General features: G+C 60.6%; 20 protein-coding genes and 1 pseudogene. 7 read left to right on the forward strand and 14 right to left on the reverse strand.

Features of this window, described 5'->3' with window-relative positions; all coding sequences use genetic code 11:
• Together D6877_RS29535 and D6877_RS30165 are read left to right on the forward strand one after the other, a co-directional pair.
• Nucleotides 1–195: hypothetical protein (locus tag D6877_RS29535; RefSeq protein ID WP_206662969.1), on the forward strand; the 195-nt coding region annotated here is incomplete at its 5' end.
• A gap of 22 nt (nucleotides 196–217) precedes the next feature.
• Nucleotides 218–346: a hypothetical protein gene (locus D6877_RS30165; protein ID WP_024012797.1), complete on the forward strand. Its 129-nt coding sequence runs from the start codon at nucleotides 218–220 to the stop codon at nucleotides 344–346.
• 7 nt (nucleotides 347–353) lie between these two features.
• Here D6877_RS30165 and D6877_RS02805 read toward each other — a convergent pair whose 3' ends face one another.
• The 10 genes from D6877_RS02805 to cyoA form a co-directional block, all read right to left on the reverse strand.
• Nucleotides 354–1,658, reverse strand: coding sequence for an MFS transporter (locus tag D6877_RS02805; RefSeq protein ID WP_347233393.1), 1,305 nt, complete (start codon nucleotides 1,656–1,658; stop codon nucleotides 354–356).
• 322 nt (nucleotides 1,659–1,980) lie between these two features.
• A complete protein-coding gene (locus D6877_RS02810) occupies nucleotides 1,981–2,655 on the reverse strand; it encodes a polysaccharide lyase family 7 protein (RefSeq protein WP_122507221.1) in 675 nt (224 codons plus the stop codon).
• A 27-nt stretch (nucleotides 2,656–2,682) separates the two neighbouring features.
• The gene (locus D6877_RS02815; protein WP_130909771.1) at nucleotides 2,683–3,858 is read right to left on the reverse strand and encodes an MFS transporter; all 1,176 of its coding nucleotides are present in this window, start codon (nucleotides 3,856–3,858) and stop codon (nucleotides 2,683–2,685) included.
• 40 nt (nucleotides 3,859–3,898) lie between these two features.
• Nucleotides 3,899–4,141 (reverse strand): DUF2934 domain-containing protein, encoded by a 243-nt coding sequence (locus D6877_RS02820; protein WP_130909772.1) that lies wholly within the window; start codon nucleotides 4,139–4,141, stop codon nucleotides 3,899–3,901.
• 47 nt (nucleotides 4,142–4,188) lie between these two features.
• Nucleotides 4,189–4,449 (reverse strand): metallothionein, encoded by a 261-nt coding sequence (locus D6877_RS02825; protein WP_130909773.1) that lies wholly within the window; start codon nucleotides 4,447–4,449, stop codon nucleotides 4,189–4,191.
• Nucleotides 4,442–5,413 carry a heme o synthase gene (gene cyoE, locus D6877_RS02830; RefSeq protein WP_206662970.1) on the reverse strand — a complete coding sequence of 324 codons (972 nt, stop codon included), beginning with the start codon at nucleotides 5,411–5,413 and terminating at the stop codon, nucleotides 4,442–4,444. Before cyoE ends, D6877_RS02825 begins: the two co-directional genes overlap by 8 nt.
• Nucleotides 5,414–5,424: 11 nt before the next feature.
• Nucleotides 5,425–5,763, reverse strand: coding sequence for a cytochrome o ubiquinol oxidase subunit IV (cyoD, locus tag D6877_RS02835; protein WP_016774550.1), 339 nt, complete (start codon nucleotides 5,761–5,763; stop codon nucleotides 5,425–5,427).
• 1 nt (nucleotide 5,764) lies between these two features.
• Nucleotides 5,765–6,379 (reverse strand): cytochrome o ubiquinol oxidase subunit III, encoded by a 615-nt coding sequence (locus tag D6877_RS02840; RefSeq protein WP_110599448.1) that lies wholly within the window; start codon nucleotides 6,377–6,379, stop codon nucleotides 5,765–5,767.
• 2 nt (nucleotides 6,380–6,381) lie between these two features.
• Complete coding sequence (cyoB, locus tag D6877_RS02845; RefSeq protein ID WP_039760284.1) at nucleotides 6,382–8,355, reverse strand: cytochrome o ubiquinol oxidase subunit I; 1,974 nt, start codon at nucleotides 8,353–8,355, stop codon at nucleotides 6,382–6,384.
• A 3-nt stretch (nucleotides 8,356–8,358) separates the two neighbouring features.
• The gene (cyoA, locus tag D6877_RS02850; RefSeq protein WP_110646534.1) at nucleotides 8,359–9,288 is read right to left on the reverse strand and encodes a ubiquinol oxidase subunit II; all 930 of its coding nucleotides are present in this window, start codon (nucleotides 9,286–9,288) and stop codon (nucleotides 8,359–8,361) included.
• A 320-nt stretch (nucleotides 9,289–9,608) separates the two neighbouring features.
• Here cyoA and D6877_RS02855 point away from each other — a divergent pair, with 320 nt between their 5' ends.
• Entirely contained in the window at nucleotides 9,609–9,923 is a 315-nt protein-coding gene (locus D6877_RS02855; RefSeq protein ID WP_130909775.1) for a hypothetical protein, read from the forward strand.
• A 13-nt stretch (nucleotides 9,924–9,936) separates the two neighbouring features.
• On the opposite strand, the gene galE (D6877_RS02860) is transcribed toward D6877_RS02855, so the two are convergent.
• On the reverse strand, nucleotides 9,937–10,962 hold the full coding sequence (gene galE, locus D6877_RS02860) for a UDP-glucose 4-epimerase GalE (RefSeq protein ID WP_130909800.1): 1,026 nt from the start codon (nucleotides 10,960–10,962) through the stop codon (nucleotides 9,937–9,939).
• Nucleotides 10,963–11,353: 391 nt separating this feature from the next.
• On the opposite strand from galE (D6877_RS02860), the gene D6877_RS02865 reads away from it, so the two are divergent.
• Genes D6877_RS02865 through D6877_RS02880 form a run of 4 tightly spaced genes read left to right on the forward strand, consistent with a single transcriptional unit; the run spans nucleotide 11,354 to nucleotide 16,558 of the window.
• Nucleotides 11,354–12,451, forward strand: a complete 1,098-nt coding sequence (locus tag D6877_RS02865; RefSeq protein WP_241662841.1) for a glycosyltransferase family 1 protein — start codon at nucleotides 11,354–11,356, stop codon at nucleotides 12,449–12,451.
• Entirely contained in the window at nucleotides 12,439–13,611 is a 1,173-nt protein-coding gene (gene glf, locus D6877_RS02870) for a UDP-galactopyranose mutase (protein ID WP_130909777.1), read from the forward strand. Before D6877_RS02865 ends, glf begins: the two co-directional genes overlap by 13 nt.
• A complete protein-coding gene (locus D6877_RS02875; RefSeq protein ID WP_130909778.1) occupies nucleotides 13,608–14,801 on the forward strand; it encodes a beta-glucosidase in 1,194 nt (397 codons plus the stop codon). Before glf ends, D6877_RS02875 begins: the two co-directional genes overlap by 4 nt.
• Nucleotides 14,798–16,558, forward strand: coding sequence for an ABC transporter ATP-binding protein (locus D6877_RS02880; protein ID WP_130909779.1), 1,761 nt, complete (start codon nucleotides 14,798–14,800; stop codon nucleotides 16,556–16,558). The genes D6877_RS02875 and D6877_RS02880 overlap by 4 nt, the downstream gene beginning before the upstream one ends.
• An 8-nt stretch (nucleotides 16,559–16,566) precedes the next feature.
• Here D6877_RS02880 and D6877_RS02885 read toward each other — a convergent pair whose 3' ends face one another.
• From D6877_RS02885 to D6877_RS29295, 3 genes and pseudogenes are all read right to left on the reverse strand, one after another.
• Entirely contained in the window at nucleotides 16,567–18,045 is a 1,479-nt protein-coding gene (locus tag D6877_RS02885; protein ID WP_130909780.1) for a family 16 glycosylhydrolase, read from the reverse strand.
• Between the two features lie 30 nt (nucleotides 18,046–18,075).
• The gene (galE, locus tag D6877_RS02890) at nucleotides 18,076–19,131 is read right to left on the reverse strand and encodes a UDP-glucose 4-epimerase GalE (RefSeq protein WP_130909781.1); all 1,056 of its coding nucleotides are present in this window, start codon (nucleotides 19,129–19,131) and stop codon (nucleotides 18,076–18,078) included.
• Nucleotides 19,132–19,162: 31 nt separating this feature from the next.
• Nucleotides 19,163–19,393: pseudogene (locus D6877_RS29295) on the reverse strand (polysaccharide biosynthesis protein); the annotation flags it as partial.

Here is a 19,393-nt window from a genome sequence, read left to right on the forward strand (position 1 = left end):
TTAAAATCCCCCGCTCGTAAGGGCGTGCCGGTTCGATTCCGGCTTCGGGCACCATCTTTCAACAAAGGCCTGCTAGCGAAAGCCAAGCAGGCCTTTGTGCGTTTACGCTTCGAGATATTCCTGGTTTTGCCACGTCGATGGCTTGGGCAAGGTGCGAAATCCGGAACCACCAGCGCTCCGCCGATGCCGAAATAGCATCGACAAAGAGGGCAGAACCATGACTGAAGAAAAAACCGAAGTGCCGCAAGAAGTACCGGATCAAACAACCCCGGCGCATTCCACCGAAGAAGAGCGCGAGCGCTTGAAGGACTTCAACAAGGACGGCATCCCGCCGGGCAGTTGCTGATCAGCGGTCACCGTGGCTGCGTCACCAGTTCCCCGCTGATCGCATCCATCATTGCCGGATGCTCCTCAGCGGCGACGCGCAAATCCTCGGTGACCCGCAACTCCGCACCCGTCGGCGAGTAGGTTGCTGCCGCCGTGAAAGGTGCGGGGTTGGCCGGCACCGGCCGTTTGCCGCGGCGCCAGAAGAAAAAGCTGACCATGCTCAGATTGACCACTGCGAAGACCCAGAACAGGCCATTGGCGCCGAACGAGTTCATCACCGGCGAGATCATCATCGGGCTGATGGCCGAGCCCAGCGAGTTGATCAGCAGCAAACCCTGAATCATCGGCACCAGCGCTTCGGCCGGGGCGCGGTCGGCCGCGTGGCTGACGGCCACCGGGTACAGCGCGAAGACGCCGCCACCGAGCAGAAACAGCATTGCCGCGAGCATGTCCGAGGACAGCGGCAGCAGAACAATCACCAGCGACAAAGCGGTGCACGCCACCGTCAGCAGCGTCAGCACCTGCAAGCGATCAGTGCGATCGGACCAGCGTCCGACCGGATACTGCAGCAGCATCGCGCCGAGAATCGTCCAGGCCATCATGCTGCCGACTTCACCGACGTCCAGACCTCTGCGTTGCAGATACAGCGGCAACAAGGTGTAGATCGCCGCGATGGTCACCCCCGAACCGAAACAGCCGACCAGCCCGGTCGGCGTCACGCCCAGCAGTTGCCGGGGCTTGAGCGGCTCGACCTGATCGAGCAGCGGCGACACCCGCGGCAGGATCACGATCGGCAGCACCGACAAGGCGGCGAGCATCCCGGCGACCATGAACGGCGCGCTGTCGCTCATGCCGGTGATGGTCCCGAGCGTCGCCTGGCCCAGAACGCCAGCGCCATAAAGGACGATCATATACAGCGCGAGCAAGCGCCCGCGAATCTTCTCGTCACCCGCCAGCAGCAGCCAGCTTTCGATCACCAGAAACACACCGACCGTGGCCCAGCCGTTGATCAGGCGCAGGACCAGCCAGCCCCAAGTGTCATAGAACAAACCCTGCAACAGAATCGTCACGGCAATCAGCGAGGCGAAGCTGCCGTAGGCGCGTATATGGCCGATGCGCAGAATCAACCGGTCGTTGAACACCGCTCCCAGCGTCAGGCCGATGAAGTAGGCCGACGAAACAATTCCGATCATCGTCGCCGAGGCGCCGGCGGCGTCCAGGCGAAGGGTGGTCAGGGAAGACAGAAATCCGTTGCCCAGAGCAATAATGAACAGCCCGAGCAGGGGCGCCAGCGCCATGGCCAGCAAACGCGGAGACATAAAAAACCTCAAGGAATCGTACAGCGCAACGTGCGCCTCTGCGCATGCGGTTGCCAGGCTGGAACAGGTGTTGTGCAAATGTCTGCCGATCGGGCAGGGCGGTGGCGTCGGACGACATGGCCAGCCCTGCAAGTTCGCGTCTGTGACCAGACGCGCGCTTGCAAGAGCGCGCGGGATTCTACGGCTTGCGCAGGATTTGCCAATAGCCGAAGGCTGCGACGTTAGGACGCAGGCAATTTTGAAGTCGAAGAGGAGGCTGAAAACCCACCATCGAGCTCAGCTCTGACAAGGGCCTGCCAGCGAAGCTGACGCAGGCCCTTGCTCGTTTCAGCGCCTAGGTATGCGAAATCAACAAGTCACTGATGATGCAGATCGAGCCATCCTCTGGCGGCGTGGCGTCGGTGTAGTCGATCTGGTTGTAGACCCCGCCGTGGAAATTGAACACCTGCGAGTTCCAGGTTGAATCGAGCTGCAGATCACCTGATGTGCCGACAACGCCGTTGTAATCGACGGTGACTCGGGCCACGCCGGCTGAGTTGGCGCGAATGGTGATCTTGAACTTCGCCCCCAGCGGCACGCCCTTGAGCACCGTGGTGTTGACCGGGGTGGGCTGGTTGAAGCTCTGGCGGAAGCCCATGGTGATGTTGCCTTTCTGCCAGAACACTTTGATGACCGGGCCGTCGTCGTTTTTCACATGCATCTGCGAGATAACGACTTTCTGCGCAGAGTTGACCTTGGTCACGGTCATTTCCTGATAGTTGAGGTGGTCAGCGGCGCTGCCCAGCGACCAGTAGAACGATTCCTTCCATTCGCAGCGGGTGCGGTGAGTGCTCTTGCTTGAGGCGCCTTTGGTGGGCGCGGACAGTTGCAGCGAACCGTCCGGTAGCACCGTGACGATGCTGGGGAACTGCGCAATGGCCTCGGCGCCGTTGAGCTCAAGTGCGACCGGATTGGTTGCCGAAACGGGTACCGGGGTGGAAAGGGTGAGATTGCTGATGTTTACGGCCATGGTTTGTACTCCTGACGATAAAAATCATTAGCGACCCAAGCCTTCGGTGGATTGGCACATCTGTCTGCGCGGACTTTCACCATCTCTTGGGCACAGCACCATGGCGGCGCAAGCGGCCGCCGCGAAAACACACAGGGCAAAGGTCACGCCCGTTGCCTCCAGCACTGCGCCGAAAATCGGCGTGCCGGCGGTTTGGCCGAGTGCCAGAAGCAGAAACGGTATGCCCAATCCCAAGTCCGGACGATCCGCAAACAGGCGGATGCCTTGCAGCAGATAAACGCCTGAAGAAACGATATAGGCCGCGCCAAACAGGCACATCGCGGCGAGGCCGTAGATGGCAGAAGCGCCGGTGGCGGCAAGTCCCAGCGTGCCGACGGCGATCCCTGCAAGCGCCAGATGCTGCATGCGTACGACACCAAACCGGTCGGTCAGTACTCCGGTTGCGCAACCACTGATGCCCGCGGCCCCCAACACTATCCACGCCCCTGCAATCCACCGATCGGAGAACCCAGCCTCGCTGCGCAGAATGTCGGCACCAAATGTCCAGATCGCCGTGCTCGCCAACCCCATCAAAAAAGCACTGGCGCACAACGGCAGTACGCCCGGTCGACGCAACATTGCCAGAGAAAAATTCTGCCCGCCGTCGTGTACGACCCGGCGCGGTAGCGCAAACCAAAGCCAGAACGTGACGCCGATGCCGATCAAGCCGAACAGCGCGTAGAGTTGCCGCCACTGCCCGGCCGCCAATATCGCCGCCAGGCCGGAAAAAACGATACCCGCCGCCGTCCCGGCATTGATAAAGCCATTGGCGCGCGGACGGTCGGTATCATCAAGACGCGCCGCAACCGCGCTGGCCAACGGCGGCGAGGTCAGTCCCGTGCTCAATCCCGCGAGCGCCACGCCGCAACCCAACGCCAAACCGGATGATGCGATGACAATCAACGCCATCCCGAGCGAAGCGGCGGCTCCGGCCATCACTGTCAACCCGCGCGGGCTGACCTTTGCGCTGAGCACGAATGTCGCAACGATGCCCAGACAATAAGCCGCAAAAGCACTGCCACCGATCCATCCCGCAGCGGACACACTCAGTGCCAGATCCTGACGAATCTGTGGCAGCAGCAATCCATAGGCGAAGCGCGCCAGTCCATAGGACAGCGCCGTCAGCGCGAAGGCCGCCAGTACCAGGTTTATGCCGCGCCTCACGAGACCTTTGCTCCGGCAGTCACGCGGCTTTCAAGACCGGTCATTTGGCCGCGGAGGTGTTTTTCTTGCGGGTTCTGGTGGTAGGAGCAGTGGTCGCAGCCTTGGCCTTTTTGCGTGGTGCCGGCGGCGCTACGCTGCTGGCTACCGAACCGGGCAAGCCATCGGAATCGAACGCATCGAGCTCGGCGCGCGCCTGCAACCAGTGCTCGAAATCATTACCGTGCGGCCGGCCTTGCTCTTCCCAGAGCCGATAGGCGATTTTGCGGATGGTTTCCTCGTCCATTTCATTTTCTCCTGCAGATGAAAAAATCAGTGCCTTCGGGCAAAGGGTCAAGGCGAAATCGGATCGCTGGCGGGAAACGTTTCCTCAACCGCTTGATCCAGTTTCGAGTCACTCACATTGCGCTCATCAGCCCCAAGGTTTTGCTCGCAATGACAGGAGGACGAGGGGCAGGGCTGGCCTTTTGGGTGAAGATCCGCGCAGGCCTGGCTGCAAAACTGCTTGCCGTCACGCTCGAAGGTTTGCTCGCCGCTGCATTTGCAGGTGCAGCCGGGGCAGGCGCAATCGGCTGTTGAAAGATCGTTAGCCATGGGTTTGCTCCAAGTAGTCTGTAGGTGCAGTCGTTACCGATTCTGATAACCCGCCCCGCACCTGCGTTTGATGATTCTCCCCGGCGCCCGATGAGCGGTAGAACGCGGAGGGCGAGGGCAACACAGCGTTCAACGACAGAGAGAGATTCAGCGCCAGGATCAGGACGATCGACACGCTGAACAAGCGCCGCGCCCAAGGCTTCGAGGTAGCGTTTCGCACCGGGCGCAATGCCAGATAAAACCAGTACCCGCCCAACCCGACAATCACCAGCGGATAGGAAGCATTGATATCCGCCACCCAGCCCAATATCGCCGCGCTGACCAGGAAGGCGACCATGTAGATATTGATCTCTCGTTTCGCCTCGCTGAGCGTCAATGTCGGCAACCCGGCGGCACGAAAATCTTCATGGCGCATGACGGTGATCGCGTGGGAGTGAGGCATCTGCCAGCAGCAAAACACCATGATCAGCATCAGCGCCGTGGCATCGAAGCTGGCGGTCACCGCGCAATAACCGACCACCGGCGGCATGGCCCCGGACAGGCTGCCGACCAGCGTGCCCCAGTGCGAACGGCGTTTCATCAGGCAGGTGTAAACGCCCGCATAAACGATCAGACCGACTGCGGCCATGGCGCAGGCCAGTCCTGTGGTGCCGACCCACAGCAAACCGAAGCCGATCACACCCAGCACCGCCGCATAGCACAACGCGCTAGGCAGCGAGACTGCGCGAACCGCCAAGGCCCGATGACAGGTGCGCACCATGCGCCGATCGATATCGCGGTCGACGCAGTTATTGATCACGCATCCGCAAGCGATGACCAGTGCGGTGCCGAGCAGCGCGGCCAACAGGTGCGCCAGGGAGACCGGACGCCCGTCCGCAGCAAGCAGATAGCCACCGAACACCGAAGCCAGATTGCCGACGATAATGCCGGGCTTGGTCAGTTCCAGCCCGACATTCAGCGACAGCCGCCATTGCTTCAGTGCGCCAGCATGTTGTGGTGAATGCTGTCCATGATCCATAGCGAAAGCCCAACCAGCAGAAGAATGATCACCACTGAAAAAATCAGCGCTCTGAGGTTCCAGCGCTGCTCCTTGGCAGTGTCCAGATGCAGGAAGTATTTGAGGTGGGCGAAAACCTGCACCACACCGAGCGCGACCACCACCCAGGCAGTGACGCTACGCGGCAACGTCGGGTACATGACCAGGCCAAAGGGAATCACCGTCAGGATCACCGAAATGATGAAACCGACCATGTATGAACGACTGGTGCCATGGCTGGTGCCAGCACTGCTGTGAATCGGACTCTGGTTATACATGTCACACCACCCCCAGCAGATAAACCACGGTAAACACGCAGATCCACACCACATCGAGGAAGTGCCAGAACAGACTCAGGCAGCTCAGCCGCGTGGTGTTGGTATTGGTCAGGCCCCGGCTGCTTACTTGCAGCATCAACACCGCCATCCACACCAGACCACTGAGCACGTGCGCGCCGTGGGTGCCGACGAGGGTGAAGAACGCGGTGAGGAAACCGCTGCGATCCGGCCCGTAGCCTTCTGCGATCAGATGATGGAATTCGTTGATCTCCATGGCGATGAAGCCGCAACCCAGCACGAAGGTGACGCCGAGCCAGCGCAGCACATGGGCTTTGTCATTACGGTTCATCGCCAGCATCGCGTAGCCGTAAGTGATGCTGCTGAGCAGCAGCAACGCGGTTTCGGCAAGGACATAGGGCAGTTCGAAAATGTCGACGGTCGAAGGCCCGCCAGCGACGCTGTCACGCAGTACGGCATAGCCTGCGAACAGCGTCGCAAACAGGATGCAGTCGGTCATCAGGTAGATCCAGAAACCGAAAATGCGCATCGAGCCCGCGTCTTCATGGCCATGTTCATGGCTGTGGGCGATGTCTTTATCCAGAACGATATTGGACATGATCAGGCCTCCGCCAAGTCTTTGAGACGTGCTTTTTCAATCCGCGCCACTTCCTGCGCCGGGACGAAATAGTCGATGTCTTCGTCATAGCTGCGCACGATCATTGCCACTACCGAAGCGACCAGGCCGAAGATCGCCAGCCACCAGATATGCCAGACCAGGGCGAAGCTGCAGATCAGCGCGAAGACACTGATCACCAGGCCGGCGGAGGTGTTGCGCGGCATATGGATGGCGCGGTAGTCGGTGTGGCTGAGGGTGCTGACGCCGCGCTCCTTCATGCCCCAATAGGCGTCGAGGTCGTTGACTTTCGGTTGCTCGGCGAAGTTGTAGAACGGTGGCGGCGAGGCCGTGGCCCATTCCAGCGTACGGCCGTCCCACGGGTCGCCGGTGAGGTCGCGCAGTTTCGCGCGGTTGCGGATGCTTACGTAGAGCTGCAACGCCTGCGCCGACACGCCACAAAGAATGATGCCGACGCCAAACAGTTCCAGCAGCAGCCACGGTTGCCAGGCCGGGTTGTCGAAATGGTTCAGGCGTCGGGTCATGCCCATGAAACCGAGCACGTAAGACGGCATGAACGCGAAGTAGAAACCCACCAGCCAGCACCAGAACGCAATGCGCCCGAGGCGGTCGTTGAGGCGGAAACCGAAGGCTTTCGGGAACCAGTAAGTCAGCCCTGCCATGTAGCCAAACACCGCGCCGCCGATGATCACGTTATGGAAGTGGGCGATCAGAAACAGGCTGTTGTGCAGCAGGAAGTCGGCCCCGGGCACCGCCAGCAGCACGCCGGTCATGCCGCCGATACTGAACGTGACGATAAAGCCCAGCGTCCACAGCATCGGCGTTTCGAAGCGCACGCGGCCGCGATACATGGTGAACAGCCAAGTGAAGATCTTCACCCCGGTCGGCACTGCAATGATCATCGTCATGATGCCGAAGAACGCGTTGACGTTGGCCCCCGCGCCCATGGTGAAGAAGTGGTGCAGCCAGACGATGAACGACAGAATCGTGATCGCAATCGTTGCCCACACCAGCGAGACATAGCCGAACAGGCGTTTGCTGCTGAAGGTCGCGGCGATTTCCGAGAAGATCCCGAACGCAGGAAGGATCAGGATGTACACCTCCGGATGGCCCCACGCCCAGATGAGGTTGACGTACATCATCGGGTTGCCGCCGGCCTCGTTGGTGAAGAAGTGCATGCCCAGATAACGGTCGAGCGTCAGCATCAGCAAGGTTGCGGTGAGGATCGGGAACGCAGCAAGAATCAGGATCGAGGTGCACAGTGCGTTCCAGGTGAACACCGGCATCTTGAACAGGGTCATGCCTTCGGTGCGCATTTTGAGGATGGTCACGAAGAAGTTGACCCCGGTTAACAGCGTCCCTATACCGGATATCTGTAATGACCAGATGTAGTAATCCACCCCGACCCCGGGGCTGTAGCCAAGTTCGGACAGGGGCGGGTAGGCGACCCAACCGGTGCGGGCAAATTCACCGACGCCCAGGGAAATATTCACCAGTGCCGCGCCAACCACGAACAGCCAGAAACTCAGCGCATTGAGGAACGGGTAGGCGACGTCGCGAGCGCCGATCTGCAGTGGCACGACGATGTTCATCAGGCCGACCACGAACGGCATCGCCATGAAGAAAATCATGATCACGCCGTGGGCGGTGAAGATCTGGTCGTAGTGTTCCGGCGGCAGATAACCCGGGCCGCCGCTCGAAGCCATGGCCTGCTGGGTACGCATCATGATCGCGTCGGAGAAACCACGCAGCAGCATGACCAGCGCGACGATGATGTACATGCAGCCGATCTTCTTGTGGTCGACCGAAGTGAACCACTCGCGCCAGAGGTAACCCCACTTGCGCTTCCAGGTGACGGTACCGACCAGGGCAAAACCCATCAGGCCGACGATAGCCAGGGTGTACATGACAATCGGCTCGTGCAATGGAACCGCGTCCCATGAAAGTTTCCCGAACATGATTTAACGCTCCTCGGCCAGCAGACTCGGTTGTTGATTGACGCGCACATCGTCGCCGTTGCGTTGCACCTGGGTTTCCTTCTTGCGCGGTGCTTTGTTCATTCCTTCGTATTTGTCGACGATGTCGAGAAACAGTCGCTCCTGCACAGCCGAGTAATAAGTGATCTTGTGCGCCACTGAAGGCTTGGCCAACTCGGCGTAACTGGCTTGATCAAGTTGCCCGGGCGCCGCTTTGACTTTGTTGACCCACGCCTCGTAGTCAGCGCCACTGAGTGCCAGGGTGCTGAAGTGCATGTCGGAGAACCCGTGGCCGTTATAGTTCGCAGCAATCCCGCGATACTGGCCGATTTCATTGGCGATCAAGTGCAACTTGGTCTGCATGCCGGCCATGGCATATATCTGCCCACCGAGTGCCGGAATAAAGAATGAAGTCATGGCCGCGTCGGAAGTGACGGTGAAACTTACCGGCGTATTCACCGGTATCGCCAGTTCATTGACCGAGGCGATGCCCAGATCGGGGTAAATGAACAGCCATTTCCAGTCCGTTGCCACTACTTGCACATTGAGGTGCGGCACGTCTGAGTCCAACGGGCGATAGGGATCGAGTGCGTGGGTGGTTTCCCAGGTCACCCAGCCGAGTACGCAAATAATCAGGAACGGCACGCCCCAGACCACCGCTTCGATCTTGTGCGAACTGGCCCAACGCGGCGAATAACGGGCCTTCTTGTTGGTCGCGCGGTAGCGATAGGCGAACAGGAAGGTCATGACGATGACCGGGATCACCACCAACAGCATCAGGCCCGTGGCGAGGATGATCAGGTCGCGTTCATCGCGGGCAACATCGCCCTTGGGGTTGAACACCACCAGATTGCAACCGGCGAGCAGAACGCTGGTAGCGAGATAGACCAGGCAATAGCTGATTGTTCGCTTCATACATGCTCCTGTTCTTTATATCGATCCTTGTTTTCTTCGGGCAACAGTTGGCCATGGACAGAAAACCCTGTTTCTGTACCGGCTAATCACACTGGGCTGAATAACGAGTTGTACTTGAGCTCGCCTGGGCCTCGAACTTTTTGAATGAGCATTCCGGCGTTGGTTTTACAGAATGTTACGCAAGCTGACGAACGGTTGAACTAGCGAAACGGCGGGCGCGAATCAACGCGCTATGCTGAAAATGCCTCTTGGCAATCCGTGGAATTATTCCGCCAAAGGAAAGATCTTTGACGTGAGCGAGTTGAGTTCAGGAGTACGACATGTTCAAACGCGGCGAAACCTACAACAAATGGAAGGCGACGGAAAAGGCGGAAAAGTGCCATACCGAAGAGGTTGAAAACGGCTGTCATATCGAGGTACGGGCACGGGAAGCCGATGATGGCGACGTCGAAATGTTCATCAGCGTTTACACCGCAACCGGCGAGTGCGCCTACGAGCGCATCAGGACATTGCCCGGCGTGGAATGGGAAGTCGAGGACGCGCTCAAGCGTGGCATCGATCAGGCAGAACGAATCGCCGGCGGCGAGTCCGGACGATTGTCCTGTGCCGACGCGCACGGCCACGAGAACGAGTGACCGTGCGCAGCTTTCAATTGGCCTGGCGAACCTCAACCTGGCCGAGTTGATTGCACTGCCAGCGCCAGGCATCGGCGAGCATGCACGGCAGTGAACGGCTCGCCTGCCAGCCCAGTTCTTCGAGGGCTTTTTGCGGGTCCGCCCAGCAGCGCGCAATGTCGCCGGGGCGCCTTGCTTCAATCCGCAAAGGGATCTTGATACCGGTCACTTGCTCGAAGGCGCTGACTACCTCCAACACCGAATAGCCGCGTCCGGTGCCAAGGTTCCAGATGCTCATGCCATGACGATCGCGCAAGGCCTCGAGCGCGCAGACGTGCCCGAGCGCAAGGTCGACGACGTGCAGATAATCGCGAATGCCGGTGCCGTCCGGGGTCGGGTAATCGTTGCCGAACACTGACAGTTGCGCGCGCTGGCCACTGGCAACTTCCAGCAGATAGGGCAGCAGATTGTTGGGCGTGCTGGTGGGTGCCTCGCCGAGCAGGCCGGAAGGGTGCGCACCGATCGGATTGAAATAACGCAGCAAGCCGATCGACCAGCGCGGGTCGGAACTGACGACACTCTTCATGATGTTTTCCGACATCAGTTTCGACATGCCGTAAGGATTGGTCGGCTGGCCAGTGGCGCAGTTTTCGTTGATTGGCAGGGTAGCGCAGTCGCCATAAACAGTGGCCGATGAACTGAACACCAGATGGAAAACTCCGGCCTGGGCCATGGCCTGGCACAAAGTCAGGCTGCCGCCGACATTGGTGTCGAAATAGCGCAGGGGTTCACGCACGCTTTCGCCGACCGCTTTCAACCCGGCGCAATGCACCACGGCGTCGATCGGATAGTCCCGCAAAAGGTTGTCGAGCAGTCGTCGATTGCGTACATCGCCCTGGATGAACTCCGGTCGTTTTCCGGCCAGCGTACTGATGCGCTCGATCGCCGCGCGTTGGCTGTTGCACAAGTTGTCGAGGATCACCACATCCTCGCCGTTGCCCAGCCATTGCAGTGCGACATGCGCACCAATGTATCCCGCACCACCCGTAATCAAGATCATGCGCCCGCCCTCACAAGTGACGCCATCGGCGATGGCTTCGTAGATGGTTTCGATGCGCCTGTGCGGCGGCAAAAACCATGGTTGTTCTGGACGGTAGGGGCTGGATTGATCGGCAAGTTCAACCTTGTTTGCCAGCCGGTATGTGCAGTTCATCGGCTGTGTTCAAGGTTGGGCTGAACGTCGTGTGAACGCCGTGATTCCAACCTTCAAGAGCCTTACGGCCTCATCGAGAAATGCCCTGCACTTGCAGTGTCGACAAGTGTGACGGCCCGGTGGCTCGGCACTGAGTCGTCTTGTTTTTTTTGATGAGGATCTGGCTATGAACCTGGCAGAACAACCCTAGGCGCTTGCACTGGCGAGCGCGCAAAATGCTGTCGAAGCATCCCTTCAGGTGCGACCCACGTTGGTGTGCCTGTCGCATCTGCGCTGGGGATTTGTTTATCAACGGCCGCAGCACGTCATGTCGCGATTGGCCAGACACTACGACGTGGTGTTTTTCGAAGAGCCGGTATTTGTCGAAGACGCCACGCCCAGACTCGAGCTTTCGAATCCGGCGGCGGGAATAGAAGTGGCGGTGCCGCAATTGCCGATCGGCATGAGTGGCGAGGCGATCGAGCAGGCGCAGAGACAATTGCTCGATGAGCACCTCGCCGGGCGGGTTCAGGGTGATTTGCTGCTGTGGTATCTCACGCCGATGAGTCTGCTGTTTACCGAGCACCTCGACGCTCGGGTTACCGTCTATGACTGCATGGATGAACTGTCGGCGTTCATGGGCGCACCGGCGCGCTTGATCGACATGGAGCAGCAACTGCTCGCCCGAGCTGACGTGGTGTTTACCGGTGGCTTCAGTCTGTGGGAGGTCAAGCAGCGCCAGCACGGCAATGCCTATCCGGTACCGAGCAGCGTCGACATCGCGCATTTCGCGGCGGCGCGGCAGGCACTGCCGGAACCGCCCGATCAAGCATCCATAGCGCGGCCACGCCTGGGCTTCTTTGGTGTGATCGACGAACGCTTCGATATCGAACTGATAGATTGCGTGGCGGCAATGCGTCCCGACTGGCAAATCGTGCTCATCGGTCCGGTGGTGAAGATCGATCCGCAGACGCTGCCGCAACGGCCGAACCTTCATTATCTGGGCGGCAAGCAATATGCCGAGCTGCCGGACTACCTCGCTGGCTGGGACGTGGCACTGATGCCGTTCGCCCTCAACGCCTCCACGCGTTACATCAGCCCGACCAAGACTCCCGAATACCTCGCTGGCGGTTGCCCAGTGGTGTCGACGCCGATTCACGATGTGATCAGCGGCTACGGCGAGAGCGGCGCGGTGTTCATCGCCGACACTGCCGAGGCCTTCGTCGAGGCGATCGAAAAAGCTTTGCCACTCAAAGGCACCATCGAATTTCTGCAGCGCGCCGATGCCGCAATCGCCGGCATGTCGTGGGACAACACCAGCCGCTTCATGCAGGAGCAGATCGAATGCCTACGATAAGCCTTGAGCGCGCAAAGTCCGGCGAAGCCTATGACTACCTGATCGTCGGTGCCGGGTTCGCCGGCAGTGTCATCGCCGAACGTCTGGCCGAAGGATTGGGCCGCCGGGCGTTGCTGATTGACCGGCGCCCGCATATCGCCGGCAATGCCTACGACCATTACGATGAGGCCGGGGTACTGGTGCACCGCTATGGTCCGCACATCTTTCACACCAACGCGCAACGGATCGTCGACTACCTGTCACGCTTCACGGAATGGCGGCCCTACGAACACCGCGTGCTCGCGCAGGTGGACGGCAAGCTGGTGCCGATTCCGATCAATCTGACCACGCTGAATTCGCTCTATGGCCTGTCGATGTCCTCCGAAGAAGCCGAAGTGTTTCTCGCCGAACGCGCCGAACCGGTGGCGACCATTCGCACGTCAGAAGACGTCGTGGTCAATCAGATCGGCCGTGAGCTCTACGAAAAATTCTTTCGCGGATACACGCGCAAGCAGTGGGGGCTGGATCCCTCGGCACTGGATAAATCGGTGACTTCGCGCATTCCGACGCGGACCAGCGAAGACGACCGCTATTTCGGTGACACCTTCCAGATCATGCCCTCGGGCGGCTACACGCAAATGTTCGAACGCATGCTCGATCACCCGAACATCGATCTGCTGCTCGGCACCGATTTCAAGGCTGTACGCGACGAGGTGAAGTACGCTCACTTGATCTACTGCGGCCCGATCGACGAATACTTCGATTTCCAGTTGGGCCGTTTGCCGTATCGGTCCTTGCGCTTCGAACACCAGACCCTCGAGCAGGAACACTATCAGCCAGTGGCGGTGGTGAATTATCCGCACGCGGATGTGCCGTACACGCGCATCACCGAATACAAGCACCTGACCGGGCAAACACACCCGTGCACCAGCATCACTTACGAATATCCGTGTGACGACGGCGACCCGTATTACCCGGTGCCGCGCGCGGAAAACGCTGAGCTGTACAAACGCTATCGCGCGCTCGCCGAGCAGATCCCGAACGTCACATTCCTTGGCCGACTGGGCACCTACAAGTATTACAACATGGATCAGGTGGTGGGCCAGGCGCTGGCCTTGTATCGGGATATTCAAGCGGCGCAGGCAGAAACCACGGCTGAAACCGAGGTCGATATTCCATGACCGCGCAGCCGAAAGGCGACGAGCCCGGCGCAGATGCTTCTTCGATCTTCAGCAGCTTCGTCATGGCCGGTTTCGAATGTTCCAGCCAGCGCCGCCAGGACGGTCGGCGCCTGGATCTGCTGGCCGACACCGGGCATGCGCGCTGGGCCGCCAAGGACTACCAGCGACTGAGCGGGTTGAACATTCGTTGCGCCCGCGACGGCTTGCGCTGGCACCTGATCGAGCGCAGCCCCGGGCGCTATGACTGGAGCAGTTTTATGCCGATGCTCAAAGCGGCGCAAGCGCAGCAAGTGCAGGTGGTCTGGGATCTGTGCCATTACGGCTACCCGGATGATCTGGATATCTGGCGCCCGGCGTTCGTCGAGCGCTTCGCCCGTTTCGCCGCTGCTGCAGCGAAGCTGATGATGGACGAAGGCGTAAGCGTGCCGTTCTACTCGCCGATCAACGAGATTTCCTTCTGGAGTTGGGCGGGAGGCGAGGTGGCGTACTTCAACCCGAACGCACGCGGGCGCGCGCAGGAACTCAAGCATCAACTGGTGCGGGCGAGCATTGCTGCGATCGAAGCGATTCGCGAACAGGCGCCGAATGCGCGATTCGTCCAGTGCGACCCGTTGATCCATGTAATCGCTGGCTCCAGGCGCAGCGACGATATCGAAGCGGCGGAAGCCTATCGATTGTCGCAATTCCAGGCGTGGGATCTGCTCACCGGCCGCGAATGGCCGGGTCTGGGTGGGCAGGAGCATTACCTGGATATCGTCGGCGCCAATTTCTATGCGCATAACCAGTGGTATTTCCACGGCCGACGGATCCTTCGCGGCGAGCGCGACTTCCGGCCGTTGTCGGGCATGCTCAAGGAACTGCACCAGCGTTATCAGCGGCCAGTGCTGATCGCCGAAACCGGTGCCGAAGATGAGGAACGCCTGCCGTGGCTGGCCTACATCGTCGAGCAGACGCTACTGGCGCTCGAACGCGGTGTGCCGGTGCAGGGGATTTGCTGGTACCCGTTTCTCGATTATCCCGGTTGGGATAACGGCCGTTATTGCCCCACCGGTGTGTTTGGTTATCCCGATGGCGAGGGTGAGCGCGCGGCGTTTCACCCGTTGCACGTCGAGTTGGCGCAAGTGCCCGAACGGGTTGCCGCGTGTTTGCCCAGGATCAATGGCCGGCGCGCTGAGGGGCAAGGGAGATGAACTTTCAGCGCAGGCGCGATGAACCGTTGCCGGCGTCAGCCGCCGCGTTTCTATGGCGCTACATAAGAATTCGCCCGGCGCACTTCGTCGCCATGGTCGCACTGGTGATCGGCGCGGCTTGCTGTGCGGTGGTGGTTCAATACGGCATGAAACTGCTGGTCGATGCCATGGCCGCCGGGTCGGCGGCGGAACAGGTCTGGCACGCGTTCGGCCTGTTCATGGCGTTGATCGTGATGGAAAACCTGCTGTGGCGCCTCGGCGGTTGGGTCGGTTGCCACACCATCGTCGGCAGTTGTGCGGATCTGCGCGTCGACCTGTTCCATCATCTGACCGGCCACCCGATGCGTTATTTCCGGCGGCATTTCTCCGGCTCGCTGGCCAATCGCGTCTCGGCGATCGGTGCCGCTGCCGACAAAGTGTATGGCGGGCTGACCTGGCGTATCGTGCCGCCATGCGTGGATTTCATCGGTGCCGTGGCCTTGCTGTTGGCGGTGCACGGTGCGATGGCGCTGGCGTTGGTCGGTTGCGTGATCGTTGTCGCCGCGCTGATTACCCTATTCGGCGTGCGCGGCCGCAGCCGCCACATCGCTTTCGCTTCGCAGTCGGCGCGGGTCGGTGGCGAGATTGTCGATCTGGTTTCCAACGTATGGACGATCAAGGCTTTTTCCGGGCGTGAACGCGAGCGCCTGCGCCTGGAGCGCGAGATTGGCATCGAAGCCGATTCGCACCGCAGCAGCTGGATGTACATGGAAAAAGCCCGGGTACTGCACGACATCTGCTTGACCGTTATGGCCGGCGGCATGCTCGGCTGGGCGATTCTGCTCTGGCGAGCGGGACAGGTGACGGCGGGGGATGTGGTGATGGTCAGCGCGTTGACCTTCCGCATCCTGCACGGATCGCGCGAACTGGCGCTGGCCCTGGTGGAAACCAGCCAGCAGATGGGCGTCATCAGCGAAACCCTGGGCATCGTCGCCCAGCCCCACGAGCTCAGCGACGCCTTGGAGGAACTGGCGCCGACGCGCGGGCACATCAAAATGCTCGACGTCAGTTACGCCTACCCGGATGGGCGCAAGGTCTTCGAGCATTTCTTTCTCGATATTCCGGCCGGGCAAAGCGTCGGCATTGCCGGCACCTCGGGCTCGGGAAAATCGACCTTGCTCGGTTTGCTGCAACGTCTGGATGATGTGCGCAGCGGGGTGATCCTGATCGACGACCGCGACATCCGCTCCGTCAGCCAGGACAGCCTGCGCCGACAGATCGCGGTAGTGCCGCAGGAGCCAACGCTGTTCAATCGCAGCATTCTGGAAAACATCGGCTACGGCCAACCGCACGCCACCGAGCAGCAGATCATCGATGCGGCGCACCAAGCGTTTTGCGACGAGTTCGTCCAGGCGCTGCCGCAGGGTTATCACACGCCGGTCGGTGAGCGCGGGGTGACCTTGTCCGGTGGGCAGCGCCAGCGTCTCGGGCTGGCGCGGGCATTTTTGAAGGACGCACCGATCCTGATTCTCGACGAGGCGACCTCGGCACTGGATTCCGATTCCGAAGCGATCATCCAGCGCGCACTGAGCAACCTGATGCGCGGCCGCACGGTACTCGCCGTGGCCCACCGCCTCTCGACCATCGCCAATTTTGATCGGGTGCTGGTGCTCGAGGACGGTGAGATCGTCCAGGACGGCACTCCCGAAGAACTGCGCGAAAGCCAAGGGCGATTCCGCACGCTGTGGCAGATGCAGGCGATGGTGCACAACCGTTGAAGGCGCTGCTATTGCGCTGAGCGGGTCCAGACCCTGACGTAATCAATGCGGAACACCGACGGCAGGTCAGCATCGTCGACCACGCCGAACCAGTCCCACATCGCTTCGCTGTCGAAGACGATTTGCATGGGGAAGTGCCAGTAGTTGTTCTTCGCCTCCCGGACCAGCACGCCGTCGACGTACCAGCGCAAGGTCTCGGGTTGCCAGTCAAAGCCGTAGACATGAAAGGTATTGGCCAGCCGCCACGGTGCAATCCAGGTACTGCCGGAACTCAGGTGTTGATCATTCTGCGGTCTGGCCCAGACATGCGCGTTCATGTTGTACCGATAGTCGAACGCTTCATTGCGGGTCTTGCCGCCGATTTCGAAGATGTCGATTTCCGTGGCGTTGTCCGGCAGCCCGGTCCACGCCAGCCAGAACGCACTGGAACCGGCAGAGTTCATCGGTTTCGCCCGCGCTTCGTAATAGCCGTACATCCCGCGCTCGTTGGTGCGCACCATCGCCGAGCTGTAGTCCTTGTAGCCCAAGGCGACGTATTTCTCCGGCAGAGTCTGCTTGCGGAAAGTGATGTTCAGATTGCCGCTGCCGACCTTGGCATTCTCCGGCAAAAACAGCGCCGGTTTGCGCCCGAGGGAATCAGTGCCGGTGGCGTTGTTGACGTGCCAGCGTTGGGCATCGAGCGCGCTGCCGTTGAATTCGTCGGACAGACGCGTATCGAGCTTCCAGCCGCCGGCATTGGCCTGATCCGACAACGGCAGGTCGGGGGTAACGTGAGTCGGGGTCGGGCCTAATGGGCCGACGCGGGTCCACGCATCGGCCTGTTGCGGAACGGTGACCGCCCATTTTTGCGCGAGGTAGTCGAACACGTTACGGCGTTCGTCCTGGTTGCTGAATGGGCGGTCATAAACCAGCACTTCGGCGATGTCGCCACGCAGGATCTCCGAGGTGCCAACCACATTGCGCGCCACCGCGAACGGGCCGATCGGCACGTCACTGGTTTCCAGCAACGCCAGCGCCGGTTCGTACGCGGTGGTTTGCTGCACGCTGATGCCGAAGTTCGGTGCGACGTTATCGTTATCCGCCAGTTGCGGCCGCGAGCTGAACAGTCGTTGCCAGGCCTTGCCGCCGGCCTGCTCCGGCAAGCGCCGCGAGACAACGAACACCGTCACCGGGCCTTTGCTCGTGCGGATCGCCTGGCCCATGAACGCCGCCGTGCCGCTGAAACGCACCACGCCGTGGCCGTTGAGCGCGTTGTCGACCCGCGTCGGCAAAGTCGTCGCCGCGCGATTGTCGACGACTACGTCGTTGCCCTTGCCGGATTTATCCAGCCAGCGCACGACCTGGTTTTGCCCCTCCAGTGTCATCGAGGCCGGATCATTGCCGTCCAGCCACAACACCAGTCCATTCGTGACCGGTCCTGGAATATTGGCGCTGGCGCCAGCGCTCAGCAGCAGCAAGACAAACAGCAAGCAACGTGATCTGTTCATGAGTCGTCCCTAACGTGGATTTGCCCCGGTTCAAGTGCCCACCGCCAGCAGCAGCGCCGGTTGCGGGCGGTAGCCCCATGGGTTGTTGGTCTGCCAGCGCCAGCTGTCGACGAGCATTTGCGTCAGTTCGCGTTGCGCCCGCCAGCCCAATTCGCGCCCGGCCTTGCTCGCGTCGGCGCGGCACTCGGCGATATCACCGGCGCGGCGCGGGGCGAAGCGATAGGGAATGCGCAGGCCGCTGACATCTTCGAAGGCGCTGATGATCTGCAACACGCTGTAGCCGGTGCCAGTGCCGAGGTTCCATACGTGCAGGCCATGCTCAGTGCCTTGCAAAACCTGCAGTGCCTTGAGATGACCTTCGGCCAGATCCAGCACATGGATGTAATCGCGGATACAGGTGCCGTCGACCGTTGGATAGTCGTTGCCATAAACGGTCAACGCCGCGCGCTGGCCGCTGGCAACTTCCGTCAGGCACGGCAGCAGGTTGTTCGGTCGACCATTGGGCGCTTCGCCGATCAGGCCGCTCTCGTGTGCGCCGATCGGGTTGAAGTAGCGCAGCACTGCGATGCTCCAGCGCGAGTCGGCAAGGGCGAGGTCGCTGAGCAGTTCTTCGATCACCAGCTTCGAGCGCCCGTACGGATTGGCCGGTTTGCCGGTGCCGTGGTCTTCGATGATGGGCATGCGGGCGGGCTCGCCGTACACCGTCGCCGAGGAACTGAACACCAGATTGAACACCTGCGCGCGGGCCATCGCCTGACACAGGTTCAGCGTGCCGACCACATTGTTGGCGTAGTAATCCATGGGGCGGCGCACGCTTTGCGCAACCGCTTTGAGCCCGGCGAAATGCAGCACCGCGTCGATCGCGTAGGTGCTGAAAATCTCCTCCAGCAGAGCTGCGTCGCGTATATCGCCTTCGATGAAGTCGATGTGCGAATGACTCAACAGTTCCAGCCGTGCGATGGCCTCACGGCTGCTGTTGCACAGATTGTCGAGGATCAGCACCGAGCGGCCCGACTCGATCAGTTGCAATGCCGTGTGCGAACCGATGTAGCCGGCACCGCCCGTGATCAACGTGGTTTTGCGCATGACGACGTGCTCCATTGCGAGGAAATCCGGCTCAGCGGGCGGTGAACACCAACTTGAATTCTTGCGGCCAGCGTGGGTGCAGCAGGCTGTAGGCCAAAGCGTAGGTCAGCGTGCCGATCACGATGTCAGCGACCAGGTGCGCATAACCGGAAAGGCCGGTCTGCGGCGACAGCCACAGCACCGCGACGACCATCACGCCAGAGGCAGACAGGCTGCGGTAACTGGACTGGAAGAAGCTGCGCCAGTCATAACCGATGGCGGC

The organism is Pseudomonas sp. Sample_9, assembly GCF_004307535.1.
In the GTDB taxonomy this organism is placed as follows: domain Bacteria; phylum Pseudomonadota; class Gammaproteobacteria; order Pseudomonadales; family Pseudomonadaceae; genus Aquipseudomonas; species Aquipseudomonas mercuritolerans.